This window comes from Bradyrhizobium sp. P2_E8 (assembly GCF_056403875.1).
Window position 1 is genome coordinate 1 of record NZ_JBFUES010000052.1, and the last position, 15,608, is coordinate 15,608.

At 66.4% G+C, this 15,608-nt stretch carries 12 protein-coding genes; 5 read left to right on the forward strand and 7 right to left on the reverse strand.

Annotated elements, in window-relative coordinates; genetic code table 11:
- Window positions 1-9: 9 nt before the first annotated feature.
- The 3 genes from AC1D00_RS04915 to AC1D00_RS04925 form a co-directional block, all read right to left on the reverse strand.
- The gene (locus tag AC1D00_RS04915) at window positions 10-1,809 is read right to left on the reverse strand and encodes an ABC transporter ATP-binding protein (protein WP_477009878.1); all 1,800 of its coding nucleotides are present in this window, start codon (window positions 1,807-1,809) and stop codon (window positions 10-12) included.
- Between the two features lie 478 nt (window positions 1,810-2,287).
- Complete coding sequence (locus tag AC1D00_RS04920; RefSeq protein ID WP_477009879.1) at window positions 2,288-3,874, reverse strand: DHA2 family efflux MFS transporter permease subunit; 1,587 nt, start codon at window positions 3,872-3,874, stop codon at window positions 2,288-2,290.
- 28 nt (window positions 3,875-3,902) lie between these two features.
- Window positions 3,903-5,219, reverse strand: coding sequence for an HlyD family secretion protein (locus AC1D00_RS04925; protein ID WP_477009880.1), 1,317 nt, complete (start codon window positions 5,217-5,219; stop codon window positions 3,903-3,905).
- 195 nt (window positions 5,220-5,414) lie between these two features.
- Here AC1D00_RS04925 and AC1D00_RS04930 point away from each other — a divergent pair, with 195 nt between their 5' ends.
- Together AC1D00_RS04930 and AC1D00_RS04935 are read left to right on the forward strand one after the other, a co-directional pair.
- Window positions 5,415-6,050, forward strand: a complete 636-nt coding sequence (locus tag AC1D00_RS04930; protein WP_477009881.1) for a TetR/AcrR family transcriptional regulator — start codon at window positions 5,415-5,417, stop codon at window positions 6,048-6,050.
- Window positions 6,051-6,105: 55 nt separating this feature from the next.
- Complete coding sequence (locus AC1D00_RS04935) at window positions 6,106-6,447, forward strand: DUF6665 family protein (RefSeq protein WP_477009882.1); 342 nt, start codon at window positions 6,106-6,108, stop codon at window positions 6,445-6,447.
- A 218-nt stretch (window positions 6,448-6,665) separates the two neighbouring features.
- On the opposite strand, the gene AC1D00_RS04940 is transcribed toward AC1D00_RS04935, so the two are convergent.
- Window positions 6,666-7,877 (reverse strand): extensin-like domain-containing protein, encoded by a 1,212-nt coding sequence (locus tag AC1D00_RS04940; RefSeq protein WP_477009883.1) that lies wholly within the window; start codon window positions 7,875-7,877, stop codon window positions 6,666-6,668.
- Between the two features lie 496 nt (window positions 7,878-8,373).
- Complete coding sequence (locus AC1D00_RS04945; protein ID WP_477009884.1) at window positions 8,374-9,252, reverse strand: DUF2147 domain-containing protein; 879 nt, start codon at window positions 9,250-9,252, stop codon at window positions 8,374-8,376.
- A gap of 199 nt (window positions 9,253-9,451) precedes the next feature.
- On the opposite strand from AC1D00_RS04945, the gene AC1D00_RS04950 reads away from it, so the two are divergent.
- Both AC1D00_RS04950 and AC1D00_RS04955 read left to right on the forward strand, forming a co-directional pair.
- On the forward strand, window positions 9,452-10,216 hold the full coding sequence (locus AC1D00_RS04950; protein ID WP_477009885.1) for a DUF2147 domain-containing protein: 765 nt from the start codon (window positions 9,452-9,454) through the stop codon (window positions 10,214-10,216).
- 409 nt (window positions 10,217-10,625) lie between these two features.
- Window positions 10,626-12,062, forward strand: coding sequence for a FecR domain-containing protein (locus AC1D00_RS04955; protein WP_477009888.1), 1,437 nt, complete (start codon window positions 10,626-10,628; stop codon window positions 12,060-12,062).
- Window positions 12,063-12,319: 257 nt separating this feature from the next.
- Here AC1D00_RS04955 and AC1D00_RS04960 read toward each other — a convergent pair whose 3' ends face one another.
- Together AC1D00_RS04960 and asd are read right to left on the reverse strand one after the other, a co-directional pair.
- Window positions 12,320-12,883 (reverse strand): NUDIX hydrolase, encoded by a 564-nt coding sequence (locus AC1D00_RS04960; protein ID WP_477009886.1) that lies wholly within the window; start codon window positions 12,881-12,883, stop codon window positions 12,320-12,322.
- A gap of 67 nt (window positions 12,884-12,950) precedes the next feature.
- Window positions 12,951-13,814, reverse strand: a complete 864-nt coding sequence (gene asd, locus AC1D00_RS04965) for an archaetidylserine decarboxylase (RefSeq protein ID WP_404553645.1) — start codon at window positions 13,812-13,814, stop codon at window positions 12,951-12,953.
- Between the two features lie 35 nt (window positions 13,815-13,849).
- Here asd and AC1D00_RS04970 point away from each other — a divergent pair, with 35 nt between their 5' ends.
- Window positions 13,850-15,514, forward strand: coding sequence for an aminotransferase class III-fold pyridoxal phosphate-dependent enzyme (locus AC1D00_RS04970; protein WP_477009887.1), 1,665 nt, complete (start codon window positions 13,850-13,852; stop codon window positions 15,512-15,514).
- Window positions 15,515-15,608: the final 94 nt, after the last annotated feature.

Genomic DNA, 15,608 nt, shown 5'->3' on the forward strand with positions numbered 1-15,608 from the left:
GGCTGCCTCTCATTCCGCTGCTGCCAGGCGTCCGAGGTCCACCACCTGGCGCTCGAACAGGCCGCGATAGATGCCGCCGGGCTTGCCTGCGAGCACGGCGTGGGTGCCCTGCTCGACGATCTCGCCGCGGTCGAACACCAGGATCCGATCGAGACTGCGCACCGTCGACAGCCGGTGCGCGATCACGATCGAGGTGCGGCCCTTCATCAGCCGCTCCATCGCCTGCTGGATCAGCGCCTCCGATTCCGAATCGAGGCTCGACGTCGCCTCGTCCAGGATCAGCACCGGCGCGTCCGCCAGGAAGGCGCGCGCCAGCGCCACGCGCTGCCGCTCGCCGCCCGACAGCTTCACGCCGCGCTCGCCGACGAGCGTGCCGTAGCCCTTGGGCAGACGCAGGATGAAGTCGTGCGCATTGGCCAGCCGCGCCGCCTGCTCGATCGCCTCCAGGCTGGCGCCGGGCCGGCCATAGGCGATGTTCTCGGCGAGCGAGCGGTGAAACAGGATCGGGTCCTGCTGCACGATCGCGATCTGGCTGCGCAGCGACTGCTGCGTGGCCTTTGCGATGTCCTGGCCGTCGATCAGCACGCGGCCATCGCTTACGTCGTAGAGCCGCTGCACCAGCTTGACGAAGGTGGTCTTGCCGGAGCCGGAGCGGCCGACCAGGCCGACCCGTTCGCCGGCGCGGATCGTGACCGACAGGCCGTCGTACAGCGGCTCGCGATGGCCGCCATAGTGGAACGTAACGTCGTCGAACACGATCTCGCCGCCCTCGATCGCGATCGGCCGCGCGTCCGGCGCATCGACAATCCCGATCGGCTCGTCATGGATCGCCACCAGTTCGTCCATGTCGTTGACCGAGCGCTGGAGGTTGTTGATGTGCATGCCGACGTCGCGCAAGTAAGCGTGGATGACGTAGTAGCTCGTCAGCACGTATGTGACGTCGCCGGGCGAGGCGTGCCCGGACATCCACAGCAGCACCGAGCCGCCGATCACGGAGGCACGCAAGGCCAGCAGCAGTGAGAGCTGCGCCATGGCCGTGTAGTTGTAGCGAAACCAGGTCCGCCGCACGCGCACGCGCCAGCGGTTGATGACGCGGGCGAGCCGCGTATCCTCGCGCAGCTCCGCGCCGAAGGATTTCACCACGGCGTTGCAGGTCAGCGCATCCGCCAGCGTGCCGCCGACCTTGGTGTCCCAGGCGTTGGAGATTCGCGCGGCCGGCGCGATRTAGCGCGTCGAGAACAGCACGGTGATGGCGACGTAGAAAAGCGCTCCCACCGCGATCACCGCGCCGAGCGAAGCCCAGTGCAGGCCGATCAGGACCATGGAGCCGATCAACACCAGCAGGGACGGCGCCAACGCCATCAGGATGGTGTCGTTCAGCAGGTCGAGCGCCCACATGCCGCGGGTGATCTTGCGTACCGTGGAGCCGGCAAAGGAGTTGGCGTGCCAGTCGGTCGAGAAGCGCTGCACCCGCGTGAAGGCGCCCTGGGCGACATCCGACATGATCTTGAGCGTGAACGGGACGATCGCCTGGAGACCGATCAACCTCAGCACCACGGAGGCCGCACCGAGCGCCACGATGGCGCCGAACGCAACCAGCGCCGCGTGGCGCGCGTCAGGATCGGACGGGCCGCGTGTCAGCGCATCGACCAGATGTCCGGAGAAGACCGGCATGAACAGGTCGGCGACGGTCGCGCCCAGCAGGCCACCGCCCACGATCAGGCCGCGACCGGGCTGGTTCAGCCAGTGGCGGAACACGAAGGGCAACACCACGCGTATGGCCGCGGGCCTTTTCGAGAGAGAGGTCATGACATCATCCAGCCGCTTTTTGGCGCGGGCCGGCTCCATCAACGGACGCAAGTCGGCCACGAAGGGCAGACGGCGTCACTCACAGGTGATTTTGACTTGGGGAAGTGGGGCGATCGGGACTCGTGACCCGATCGAATCTGGCGGAGGAGGCCTCTAGCAGGCCGCCGACATACCGAACCAGAACATCGAACGCGGGCGTACGATCTGCGAATGCGACGAAATCATGCAAATCCCTCCCGGTTCGACTGAATGAGGTGCGCTTTATAGATGTGCCGTTCGCACTTTGCAACGGGGCGCACGCGAGATCACGAACGAGTGTTGCAATTTGGTTCGCGGGCCACTCACTCCGCCGTCATGCCCCGGCTTGACCGGGGCATCCAGTACACCGCGACGGACCTGGTGAGAGCGAGGTCTCCAACGCCGACCTCTGGAATACTGGGTCGCCCGGTCAAGCCGGGCGACGACAGCGTGCGTGGCGTCAGTGCGCGTCGCCACCGCCGCTGGTCATCGGGGCGGGCTTGTTCAGCAGCGTGACCAGCAGGCTGAGGCCGAGATAGAACAGCGTCAGCATGAAGAAGGCGTCGCCAAAGCTCATCACCACGGCCTGGCGGTGCACCAGCTRCGAGAGCTGCTTCATCGCCATCAGCGTGGAATCGCCGAGCCCCTGAAACTTCTGCATGAACATGGTCAGGGTTTCGGTCGCGGTCGCATTGCCCCAGGTCACGCGCTCCTGGAGGCGGGTGATGTGCAGGTCGGTGCGGTCGTTGAGCACGGTGTTGATGACGGCGAGCCCGACCGCGCCGCCGAGATTGCGCATCAGGTTGAACAGGCCGCTCGCGTTCTTCACCCTGTCAGGCGCCAGCGTGCCGAGCGCGATGTTGTTGGTCGGCACCATCGCGAACATCATTCCGATGCCGCGCAAGATCTGCGGCACCAGCAGCTCGTAGAAATCGTAGTCGCGCGTGATCCAGGTCATCTGGTAGGAGCCGATCGCGAACACGATCAGGCCGAACGCGATCATGTAGCGCATGTCGAGCTTGACCATGAGTCGGCCGACCAGCGGTGCGACCAGGAACATGGTGATGCCCGAGACGACAATGGTCTCGCCGATCATCAGCGCGCTGTAGCCGCGCACTTCCGCGAGATAGCGCGGATAGATGTAGGTCAGGCCGTAGAGGCCGATGCCGATGCAGAATTGGAGGACGCAGCCGATCGCGAAATTGCGGTTGGAGAAGGTGCGCAAATTGACGATCGGCTCGGCCGCCGTGAAGACGCGCCAGAAGAAGGCGATCGCCGATACGGCGCACACCGCGGCGCAGATCGCCACTGTCGTGTCCTGCAGCCATTCATATTGCGGGCCTTCCTCCAGCACATATTCCAGCGTGCCGAGGAAGCCGGCCATGAAGAGCAGGCCCCACCAGTCGAAGCGGTCGAGCAATTCGAAATGCGGCTCGTCGAAATCGACCAGCGCCAGCACGCCCAAGGTAATGGCGATGCCGGGCACGACGTTGATGAAGAACAGCCAGTTCCACGACATCAGGTCGGTGATGTAGCCGCCGACGGTCGGCCCGATCGTCGGAGCCAACGTCGCGACCAGCCCGATGATGGGACCGACAATGTGGAATTTGGAGCGCGGGAACACGGTGTAGGCCGAGGCGAACACTGTCGGGATCATGCCGGCGCCGAGAAAGCCCTGGAGCGCGCGCCAGAGGATCATCTCCTCGATGGTGGTGGCGAAGCCGCAGAGCAGGCTCGAGGCGGTGAACCCCGCGGCCGAGATCGCGAACAGCAGCCGCGTGCCGAAGGCGCGCGACAGGAAGCCCGACAGCGGGATCGCGATGACTTCGGCGATCAGATAGGCGGTCTGGACCCAGGAGACTTCGCTCGAGCTCGCCGACAGGCCGGCCTGGATTTCGCTGAGGGACGCCGAGACGATCTGGATGTCCAGGATCGACATGAACATCCCGAACACCATGATGATGAAGGCGAACAGCCGCTTCGGCGCGATGCGCTCCGAAGCGGGGGCCGCCATCATGGCAGGTGAAGCAGTCGTGGCGTTCGCCATGGTCTGACCTCGCAGCGCCCGGGTGCGCCTACTGCGGATGGATCATGGTGGGATCGTCGAGATCGACCTCGCTGTCGGCGTCGGCCGCGCCCTTGTTGGTGTCGACGGTCGCATAGACCGACATGCCGGCGCGGAGCAGGTTCTGCTTCGCCACCGACTTCGGCACGCGGATGCGGACCGGCACGCGCTGCACGATCTTGGTGAAGTTGCCGGTGGCGTTGTCGGGCGGCAGCAGGGTGAACACCGAGCCCGCGCCCGCCGCGATGCTGTCGACGACGCCGGAGAACTTGCGCATGCCATAGGCATCGACCTTGATCGTCACCGGCTGGCCGGGACGGATGCGCTTGAGCTGCGTTTCCTTGAAGTTTGCGTCGATATAGACGTCGTCGAGCGGCACGACGTTGCCGAGCCGCTGGCCGACCGCGACGAAGTCGCCGGCGCTGACCAGGCGGTTCGAGAACGTGCCGCCAACCGGCGCGCGCACCGCGGTGAAGGCGAGATCGCGCTCGGCCTTGGCGAGCGAGGTCTTGAGCTCGGCAAGCTGGGCCTGGGCTTCGGCCTGCTGCGCCTTGGTGACGTCGACGTTGCTGACGGCGACGTCATAGGCGGCCTGCGCGGCCTTGACCGCGGCGGCGCCCTGGTCGCGTCCGGCTTCCGAGCTCTCGAAGGTGGCGCGCGAGGCAAAGCCCTTGCTGCTCAGCGCCTGCTGGCGCTCGTAGTCGAGGTCCGCGCGCTTGAGGCCCGCCTCGGCCGAGACGAGCTGTGCCTTGGCCTGGGCAACCTGGCTGTCGAGCGCCGCGATCTGGCGGCCGATGCGATCGATGGTCGCCTGCTGGGTCGCGATCCTGGTCGCGGCGGCGTCGACCGCGATCTTGTAGTCGCCGTCGTCGATGCGGAAGATGATGTCGCCGGCGCGCACCGTCGTGTTGTCGCCGGCAAGGATCGAGGAAATGTGGCCGGCAACGCGCGCGCCGAGCATCGTGTTGTTGGCGCGGACATAGGCGTCGTCGGTGGCGATGTAGAAACGCCCGACCAGCGTGTAATAGCCGGCATAGCTGGCTGCCGCGAGCGCCAGCACCAGACCGACGCCCATCAGGACGAATTTGCGCTTGCCGGATTTCGGCGTGCCGCTGGCGGCGGGCGCGTCTGCCCCCGGCGCGGCCGGCTTGTCGGTCACGGGCTTCTCCGGCGCCTCGCTGCGGCGCTTGGTTTCCTCGACCACATGGGAGCGCAGCTGCTCGGCGAGAACAGCGGACGTCTCGGTCGCAGGGTCACCGTTCGCCGAATTCGTCTCCACCGCTTCCTGGCGAAGGACGCGCGCAGCCTGGTCTCTCGATACGGCCATAACGGCCTCCCCAAAAAAAGCGCAATGAAGGACGGCCCGCCTGCGGCGTGCTCCCCTCGCTTATCCCAAATATCATTGACCGAACGGTTCGGTCAATATACATAATATCCTGCGTCGGACCTTACTGGCCCGAATCCTTTAGTTGCGTTTCATTGTTCGGCACCTCGTCCCAAAACCTTCCGAGACCCTGAACCAATGGTTGTAGCTGCCAGCGAACGTCTGCACGTCATCCAGGAGGAGGACAGCTCGAAGCGCCGCCAGATCCTGGACGGGGCCCGCAAGGTGTTCATGGATCTCGGTTTCGACGGCGCCAGCATGGGCGAGATCGCGCGCGCGGCGCAGGTCTCCAAGGGCACGCTCTACGTCTACTTCGCCGACAAGTGCGCGCTGTTCGAAGCCATCCTCGAGCAGGAGGCGCTCCAGTACGGCCAGGTCGTGTTCAACTTCGATCCCGGCCGCGACGCCGAGACCACGCTGAAGGAGTTCGGCCGGGCCTACATCCATCTGCTCTGCCGGCCGGGCGGCGGATCGGCGATCCGCACCGTGATGGCGATCGCCGAGCGCATGCCCGATGTCGGTCGCCGCTACTATGCGCGGGTGCTGGATAAGACCATCAACCGCCTCTCCGATTATCTCAAAACCCATGCCGCCTCCGGCGATCTCACGATCGACGATTGCGATCTTGCCGCCTCGCAGTTCATGGAACTGTGCAAGGCTTCACTCTTCCTGCCCTTCGTCTTCCAGGCCGCGCCCGCGCCGTCGGAAGAGCGCATGACCGAGGTGGTCGACAGCGCGACGCGGATGTTCCTGGCGGCGTACCGGGCGAAGTAATCGCAAGCACGCCACGCGTTGCGCAGGCCGGTCTCGCAGCATTATATTTGCGGCCATGTCCCGTGATCTTCGCCCGCCTGTCGATATCCTCCATTATGAGATCGTCCAGGAACAGGCTTCAGCGCTTGGACGGATGGGCCGTGCACTCGAACAGAGCCTTGCGCGCTTGCGCGAGTTCGACGCCGCCTACGAAGCCTCGGGGACGCCGGCCTCGATGCAGCCGGCCAGGCGCAAGCTGGTGATGGAAGCCGGCCAGGCGCTCTGGATGTTCGTGGTGCAACGTGAGGCGTCCGGCTTGCGCGACAGCCGTCACATCATGCGGACCTACAACGTCCCGGGCGAGGTGCAGCTGTGCATGGGGCTGGTCCCCGCGCCGTCGAAGCGGGCCTCGACATGACCTTCTGACTGCGCAGAGCTACGATCCGATCTCTTCCATCTTGCGCCAGCCGTGCACGATTTTCCGCCCGTCACGCGTGAACGCGAAGACGTGGCCTCCACCCGACGATGGACATGTCGATTGACGCAATCGTGGCCCGCATGAGCGCAGCGATATGCGGGAATTCTGTTCCGGGATATCGCTACGCTCATCCGGGCTACAAGAGAAGCTGCGCCCGCCTAATCGTCAGCGTAATCRTCCTCTTCCTGCTTCCGCGTGCTCTTGCGCGTTCCGAGCGAGCCGGTGACATAGGGATCGCGCCTGCCCGCATAAGGATTGCGCTGTTGCGCGCGCCCGGCGACCTCTTCGCCGGAGACGGCGGCGGGCTGGCAGATCAGGCGGCGGCTGGCGCGGCGCATCAGATCGACGTGGATGTGATCGTAGTGATAGACGTTCGAGCCCGGCGCGAGCACCGTGGTGAAATGCGCGCACGCGCCCGACTGCACGTCGCGCAGAAAACCCTGCTCTTCCGGCATGCCGCGCCAGCCGTCCTTCACCGTGACACGGCGGCCGTCGGCAAGCACGAAGGCGGAAATGTCGAGCGCGTTGCCGAAGGCATGCTCGGAGATGTGGGCGTGCGAGTTGCCGTTCATGCCACGGCAGGAATAGGCGGAGATCTGCTTGATCTCGGCGACGCGCACGCCAAACCAGCGCATGGCCGAGGGCTGCACGGTGTCGGCGAGCCAGCGGTCGAGCTCAGACACGATCGGACAGGCCAGCGTCGCGGTCGGCTTGATCGCAACGGGACCGACGGCAGTAACCGGATTGCCCTGCGCGGGACCAAGGCGCGGCAGCGGCTGCTGCGCGGGCGCCTGCGAATAAGGTGCGGGACCGGGCTGCCGCGCCGGATAGCTCGGCGCATTCATGTAGCGCGCCGCACCCGCGGCATCGGTGCCCTCGGGCGGCAGGTCGATCTCGTCTTCCTGCGGCGCCACACCGGGCGCATTCAGTGACATCGGTCCCGACGAGGCGCCGTAACCGGACGGCTGGCGCACCGCGTTCTCGGGATAGTTCGGCCGTTGCGGATAAGAGGATGCCGGATAGGCCTGGCCCTGCGGATAATTCGATCGCGGCTGTGTCACCGGCCAGCGCGGCTGGCTGCCGACATTGCCCGGGGGACGAAGTTCCTCGTCGGCAAAGCCGTAGCTGCTCGAAGGCTCGCCGATGGCGGCGACCTTGAGCGGAAACTCCGCACCGCAGCTGCCGGGCCCGGAGATCGGGTCGATGCGGACGATGTCCGCACTTTCCTTGACCGCGCCGGATTTCAGGCATGCGGCCTCCGCCTCGGCCCGCCACGGYTCACGTTCGGCCTGGAAGAAGCCGCGTCCGCAACCCGCTAGCGAAACAAGGACGATGGAGCCGACGAGATACAAACGAACTCCGCGCGTCATGCACGCACGTTCGGTGAATTTACTTAAAGACTCTTCAACGTGTCGATTTCAGCCTTCCTTAACCATGCCGGGCGCGGCCGTGCGCTGGCTCCTGGAGATGAGCGGCAGCACGGCTGACTTTTTCGCAAGGACACTTTGTGTTAACCATAACGGCCGGGCGCAGGGGCGCGCGAGCAGCGGGACCATGCTTCAGCGGAACATCCCAGGGAGCAACGGCATGACGTTTGCCGGGAGACTGAGCGTTATCACCGCGTACCTCGCGATGGCCTTCGTCGGCGCCATCGTGCTCGGCATGATCTAGCGGCTTTAGCCCACCGCCTCGAATGTTGCTTCTTCTTCCTTCTCCCCCTGTGGGAGAAGGTGGCGCGCGTGGCGCGACGGATGAGGGGTCTGCTTCCACAAGTTCAAGCGCGAGTGTCACCCGTCTTGCCGCTACGCGGCAAGCCACCCTCTCCCACAAGGGGAGAGGGAAGAAGCGCGTGCGCATCGCGAAGAGCTACGACCGCGCGCTCCACTGCCGCGATGTCGTAACCACCTGCTCCTGCGGCTCCTCAACGCGCGTCCAGTCGTTGCCCGAGCACCAGAAGTGGCCGAGCGCGCAGGCCTCGACGTAGAGCCTGCCGGCGCTCTTCAGCGTCATCCTCGCATAATAGGTGTTGCCGGTGGAGCCGCTGTAGATGCTGCCGGTCCAGACGTCGTGCGATTTCTGCTTCATGTTGACGAGCACGCTCTCGCCCTTGCTCGACGCCTCGGTCAGCGCATAGCCGCACAGCGCGGAGCCGCAGCGTTCGATGCGGACCGTGCCTTTGGCGCCGTCGCTTTCCCACTGCCCGAGCGGCATGCCGGGCGACTCGTCGTCACTGCGCTGTGCGATCGCCGTGGCCGACTTGATCTCGGGCTTCGGCGCGACGACCGGCGGCTCCATGCGCGGCGGATCGAGCGCGATCGCCTTCGGCGGATCCACGCACGACAGCTCGACCCGAGGCGGATTGGGGGCCAGGGCCTCGCTCCTTGGTGCCTCGGATCTTGGCGCCGGCGGCTGCGACGTCGTCGCGGCGAGCACGGGCGGCGGCGCCGGTGACGGCGCGACCGCAATCGCCTGTGGCGGCCGGGCCGGGGTTGCCGGATAGACCGGCTGCGGCGCCTGGACAACCGGCGGTGGGACAGGCGGAGCGGGTGTCGTGGCGACGTCCTCCGCCGGCCGAAAGTTGCGATTGGAGGAAATCGAGACGCAGGAAGCGGATCGGCAATTCCCGGGCGCCTCGACATGGAATCGGTGGCCGCCGATCGAGAACACGTAGGAACCGGCCTGGGCTGAAGGCGCAACCGCCAGCAGCGCGATCAATGTGCCAAGCGAAGTCGCAAGCCGCGTCATCGGCGCCTCCCCCTCTTCTGTCGCGACGACGTTACGCGGGATGGACCGCGGCTGAATGTGCGCTRCCTCACCCAAGCGCGCGGGAGTCATTGTGACGTCCATCACGGAAGGCCGGACGGGCCGGGCGTAGGGTCGAACCACGCATCGTCCACCAGCGACTTCAGTCCATATCGGGACCACGCATTTTTCGGAGGTTGTCATGAACAAGCTCGCCATCGCCGCCACCGCACTGTTCCTCGCTTCGACCGCAGCCGCTCATGCCGGCAATTCGATCTCGTTCCAGATCGAGGGCCAGCACATCCGCATCGAGACGCCGCGCAACTGCGCCTCGCTCGACTGCGTGACCATCGTCGCGCCGGGCCTGTCGGACAAGCCGATCAAGCTGAACAACATCAACCTCAAGGGCCTTGGCTCCAAGGACGATGACGTCGACACCACGCCGGCTCCGGCCACCACCGCGCAGCCCGCGCCGGCTCCGGTGCAGCAGCAGCCCGTGCAGCAGGCGCCGGTCCAGGCGACCGCGCCGGCCGCGCCTGCGGTTGCCGCTCCCGCAGCGCCCGCCCCGACGGTTGCCGCCGCTCCGTCCGTCGGCTCCGACAACACGGTGCAGCCCGCGCCCGCTGCGGCTCCCGTCGCGGCGCCCGCTCCGGCTCCGGTGGCCGCTGCGCCGGCGCAGGTCGCCAACACGCCGATCGGCATCTGGGCGACCGAAGAGAACAAGGGCAACGTCCGCGTCGAGCAGTGCGGCGCCAATCTGTGCGGCTACGCGCAGAAGACCAATGAACGCATCCTGATCAACATGAAGCCCGAAGGCTCGAAGTGGAGCGGCCGCATCCACGATCCCGACTCCGGCCGCAACTACGACTCGACGATCGCGATGAAGGGCCCGAATGCGATGCGCGTGCAGGGCTGCGCCTTCGGCGGCATGTTCTGCGGCGGCCAGACCTGGAAGCGCGTGGGCTGAGGCGCGGAGCGCGTCATCCCGGGGCGATGCGAAGCATCGAACCCGGGATCTCGTGCTCCAAGCACAAATGTTCGTCATGCCCGGGCTTGTCCCGCCTGCGCGGCCGAAGCCGCTTCGGCGAGGCGAAGGCCCGGGCATCCACGTTCCTGGTGCCGCGCGGCGAGCACACTTTATCCCCTCACCCTGAGGAGCCTGCGCAGCAGGCGTCTCGAAGGGCGAGGCCCGGACCGGCAGCCAGGCCTCTATGGTTCGAGACGCGCGCAAGGGCACGCTCCTCAGCATGAGGGGAGAGAGCACCGTTTGCACGCTCTCCCCGTCCATGCGACACATGTTCATCCGCCGTTCAGCTGTCCCCGGCTGAAATCGGCCGCTCACCTCGCGTTCTCACCGGGACCTCTTCGTGACTTCATTGGTGGCTTGGCGCCGCTTCGTGTTTGCGCTTCCGCTGCTGGCCTTGCCGCTGGCCGGCGCGAGCGGGGCGTTCGCATCCGACGCAATCGAACTCGCACAGGCGCAGCCGCAGGCACAGCCGGCGCCCGCTCCCTCGCCGGCGCCCGCAGCCTCGCCGACACCGGCCACCGACGCGCAATCCACCGCGGTCGAACCGATCGGCAACGTCGCGACCGTGACGGGAATCGCGACCGTGATCCGGGACAAGAATTCCTATCCGCTGCGCGTGCGCGACGACATCTATCTCAACGACGTCGTGCAGACCTCGTCGAACTCCTCGCTCGGCATCACCTTCAACGATGCGACCACGTTCAACCTCTCCGCCAGCGCCAGGATCACCATCGACAATTACGTCTATGAGGACGGCGGCAAGCAGAATTCGGCGATCTTCGACATCGGCAAGGGCTCGGTTGCCTTCGTTGCGGCGGCGGTGGCGAAGACCGGCGACATGAAGATCGCGACGCCGACCGCGACGCTCGGCATCCGCGGCACCACCGGCGTCGTCGACGTGCCCGAAGGCGCGGCCGCGAGCCGCGCCAGCAACGTCAACATCAAGCTCTATCCCGACGCCGACGGCCGGGTCGGACACATCGAGGTCAACGACCGCAGCAGCGGCACGCGGCTCGGCGCGCTGACGCAAGGCGCGAGCGGCTTTGCGATCCGCCCCGGCACGGGCGGCCCCGGCGGCATGCGCTTTGCGGCCGTGCCGATCACGATTGCCCCGCAGCAGATCGCGCGCGACCGTGGCTTCGTCAGCCAGGTGCATCTGGCACAGACCACGGGCCGCCAGATCGTCACCGAGCAGCGCGACTTCCGCCGCGCCAATCCGACCGCGACCAGCCGCATTCCGCGGCCGGCGCAGCCGCCGCAGCAGCAACAATTGCGGCCGACGACGGCGCCCGGCCAACAGCCGCAGCGGCCGAACGGGCAGCCCGGCCAGAACAACCGTCCGGGTCAGCAGCAGCCGGGCACGCCAAACCGGCAAGGCGCACAGCCGCCGCAGCGGCAGGGCCAGGGACAACAAGGACAGGGCGGCGCGGTCCAGCCGGGTACGCCGCGCGCGGGCCAGCAGCAACACGGTCAGCAGGGTGCGGGCCGGCCGGCCGGCGCGCCGCGCACCGGACCAGGCACGCAGCCCGGCGGAACGCCGCAAACCCTGCCGCCGCGCGCCGGCCAGACTCCCGTGCAGCCCGGAGCAGCCGTGCCGCAGCCGGGCACGACACCTCAGCCGCAAACGCCGCGCACCGGATTGCAGCCGGGCCAGCCGCCCGCAGTCCAGCAGCCAGGCGGCATCCAGCGCCAGGGCGGATTCCAGCAGCGCCTCCCCGCCGCACAGCACCCCGCAGCGCCGCGCAAGCCGGCACCCGCTCCGAAGGAGAAGAAAGAGCGGCGGTGACTTTCTTCCTTCTCCCCTTGTGGGAGAAGGTGCAGCGTCAATGCGGACACGACTTCCGCAACGATAGCGCTGGTGAGGCGCTTCCCTGCATCCTCCGTCATTGCGAGCGCAGTGAAGCAATCCAGAATCTTTCCACGGAGGGGCTCTGGATTGCTTCGCTTCGCTCGCAATGACGACTTGGAGGGAACTGACGCTCCCACAGCCATACTAGCTCGCGGATGTTTCCAAACTCGCAAGCAAAGCGGCGCGATGACAACTCACGCCTCGCCGCGCAGCCAGGCCTTCACCTTTTGCAACAAGCCATGACGCAGTTCATCGACCGACGCTGCTTCGGCGGGCGTCAGCGTCTGCAAGGCTGCATCGGCATCGTCGRTCGCCGGCGGCGGCACGGGTGCGGGCGGAGATGCAAGGCCGGCGGCGGCGATCGCGATCGGGCCGATCTGGATCAGGAAGGCGCGCTCGTATTCGCGCGACAGGCGCGCGATTGCATCCTCCAGCGTCAGCCAGTCGACCGCCTTGATGTCGTTCATCAGCTTGCGGACCGGACCGCCCCCGGCCTCCATGCGCCAGAAATGCACGACCTTGGAGCGGCCGCCCGACTGATAGACGAGCGTTCCCAGGAATTCGTGGATGGCGACCTCGTGACYGGTCTCTTCCAGCACCTCGCGGTGCGCGGCCTCCTTCGGCGTCTCGCCGTCGTCGAGCTTGCCCTTCGGCAAGACCCATTCGTTGCGCTTGCGCTGGCGCACGACTGCAATCAGCGGCGGCGCGCCACGCCGCAGCACAATACCCCCCGCCGCCATCACCGGCGCCCGCGCCATCGCCAAATCCGTGTCGATCAAATCGTCCCCGCCGACCATATAGGCGGCGGAGACGGCGGATTGAAGGCTACTTTCTTCCGAGCAGCGCTTGACCGGCGCGGATGCGGGTACCCTCGGCGATGCCGTCGCAGAATTTGAAATCGCCGGGCGCGAGGATGATGATGGTCGAGCCGTGCTCGAACCAGCCGAGCTCCTCGCCCTTGCTCACGTTGACGTCGCAGGGGAAGTTGACCGGGCCCTTCGTCTGCGCGTTCAGCACCATGTCGAGGAAATGCAGGCGGATGCTCGCGACCAGGATCGCCGCGACCGGCACCAGCGTCACGGCCTCGCCGGTGGACAGATGCGTCCGGATCACCGCGCGCTCGTTCTTGCAGAAGAGACGCTCGACCCGCTTCAGCGCGATCGGGTTGACGTTCCAGACATCGCCATGGATCAGCGTCACGCGCTCGATGTGTGCGTCGTAGGGCGCATGGAAGCGATGATACATGCTCGAGGTCAACCGCAGCGTGACAAAGGAGCCGTTGCGGTGCTGGTCCACCAGTGCGGAATCGCCGAGCAGGTCGAGCAGCGAATACGGCGCGCCCTTGACCTGGAACAGCTCGGTATCCGCGATCCGGCCATGGGCGCCGACGATGCCGTCCGAGGGGCTGGCGACAATGGACGGGTCCGGGTCGAACGGACGCAGGCCCGGCTTCAGCTCCCGGGTGAAGCAGTCGTGCAGGCTCTTGAAATGCGTCTTCCGCGCCTCCGACAGGTCGAGGTCGGAGAACAGCTTCCACAGCGCGATCGAGGCGTCCCGCACGAGCGGATTCTCGATCTTGGAGAACCAGCCCATGAAGCGGGTCAGGGCCGCGCGGGGGATGCGGTTGGTCAACAGGAAGTTGAGGTCTTCCTGCTGGGTGAAAGAGGCGATGAGGGCTTTGACTGTCATGAATCTGTCAGCTCGCAGTATTAGCGCTTGTTGTCATGGAAACGACACTCCCGATTCTCTCGATGTCCGTGGCCGCCGCAGCCTCCGCTGCCGCCGCCTTCCCGAAGCTCAAGGCGCGGATCGAACTCTCCCGCGCCAAGCACCGCTCGCTCGCCGGGCACTCCAAGATGTCGCGCCGGGTGGCCCGGCTGCTCCCGTTCTACGAGTTCGGAGACGACGACTACTTTGCCTGCGACGGGGCGCCCGCGAATATCGCGGCCCAGCGCAAGGACGGCTTCTTCCGCCTCGCAAGCCTCTACGCCGAGCGCTACCCCAAGGGGCGCGCGATGACGAAGGAAGCGGCGGAAAAGATCTCCGACCTGCACTTCACCGAGACCTACCGCGTGCCGTTCCAGTTCTCGCGCCTCGTCCGCGAGCACCTGGGCACCTCGACCTTCATGGAATCCTCGCGCGGTGTCACCGTCACCGATGTCGACGGCAACACCTCCTACGACCTCACGGGGTCCTACGGCGTCAACATCTTCGGCAACGACTTCTACAAGGAGTGCATCGAGGGATCCGAGAAGCGGGCGCATGCGCTTGGACCGGTGCTCGGCCCCTATCACCCCGTCATCCTCGATAACGTGACCCGGCTGTGCCAGATCTCGGGCCTCGACGAGGTCTCCTTCCACATGTCCGGCACCGAGGCCGTGATGCAGGCGGTGCGGCTCGCGCGCTACCACACCAGGCGCACACATCTCGTCCGCTTCGCCGGCGCCTATCACGGCTGGTGGGGCGACGTGCAGCCGGGCGTCGGCAATCCGATCCCCGCGCACGAGACCTACACCCTCGCCGAGATGTCGGAGAAAACGCTGCACGTGCTGCGCACCCGCAAGGACATTGCCTGCGTGCTGGTCAATCCGCTCCAGGGCTTGCATCCCAACGGCAACGCGCCCGGCGATTCCTCGCTGGTCGATTCCTCCCGCGGCGGCAACTTTGACCGCGCGGCGTATACCGACTGGCTGAAGAAGCTGCGCGAAGTCTGCACCGAGCGCGGCATCGCGCTGATCTTCGACGAGGTCTTCGTCGGCTTCCGCCTCGCCGCCGGTGGCGCCCAGGAATACTTTGGCGTGCGCGCCGACATGGTAACCTACGGCAAGAGCCTCGCCGGCGGCCTCCCGGTCGGCGTGGTCTGCGGCAAGCGCGAGCTGATGCGCCGCTTCCGCGACGATCGTCCCGCCGATATCTGCTTCGCCCGAGGCACCTTCAACTCCCATCCGTACGTCATGACGGCGATGGACGAGTTCCTGAGCCGGCTCGCCAGCCCGAACTTCCGCGCCATCTATGACGGGTTGGAGGCGACCTGGAACGGCCGCGCGCAAAAGCTCAACCAGATGATGACGGACGCTGACCTGCCGGTGCGGTTCGCCAACTTCTCGTCGATCTGGACGGTGAAATACACCACCCCGTCCCGCTACAACTGGATGCTGCAATATTACCTGCGCGCCGAAGGCCTGGCGCTGAGCTGGGTCGGCACCGGACGGCTGATCTTCAGCCTCAACTACACCGAGGCCGATTTCACGGAAGTGGCCGAACGTTTCGTCCGCGCCGCCGAAAAGATGAAGGCCGACGGCTTCTGGTGGCACGACGGCGCGCTCACCAACAAGCAGATCAAGCGGCAGATCTTGAAAGAGATGCTCGCCAAGCGCTTCGGGCGCTGAGGCTGGTTCTTCGATCATAGGCACAGTCATTCCGGGGCGGTCCGCAGGACCGAACCCGGAATCTCGAGATTCCGGGTTCGATGCTGCGCATCGC

Coding starts and splice junctions, on each gene's coding strand:
- AC1D00_RS04925 (WP_477009880.1), bottom strand. CDS start 5,219: ATGGCCGTATCGAGAGACCAGGCTGCGCGCGTCCTTCGCCAGGAAGCG.
- AC1D00_RS04930 (WP_477009881.1), top strand. CDS start 5,415: ATGGTTGTAGCTGCCAGCGAACGTCTGCACGTCATCCAGGAGGAGGAC.
- AC1D00_RS04935 (WP_477009882.1), top strand. CDS start 6,106: ATGTCCCGTGATCTTCGCCCGCCTGTCGATATCCTCCATTATGAGATC.
- AC1D00_RS04945 (WP_477009884.1), bottom strand. CDS start 9,252: ATGACGCGGCTTGCGACTTCGCTTGGCACATTGATCGCGCTGCTGGCG.
- AC1D00_RS04950 (WP_477009885.1), top strand. CDS start 9,452: ATGAACAAGCTCGCCATCGCCGCCACCGCACTGTTCCTCGCTTCGACC.
- asd (WP_404553645.1), bottom strand. CDS start 13,814: ATGACAGTCAAAGCCCTCATCGCCTCTTTCACCCAGCAGGAAGACCTC.
- AC1D00_RS04970 (WP_477009887.1), top strand. CDS start 13,850: ATGGAAACGACACTCCCGATTCTCTCGATGTCCGTGGCCGCCGCAGCC.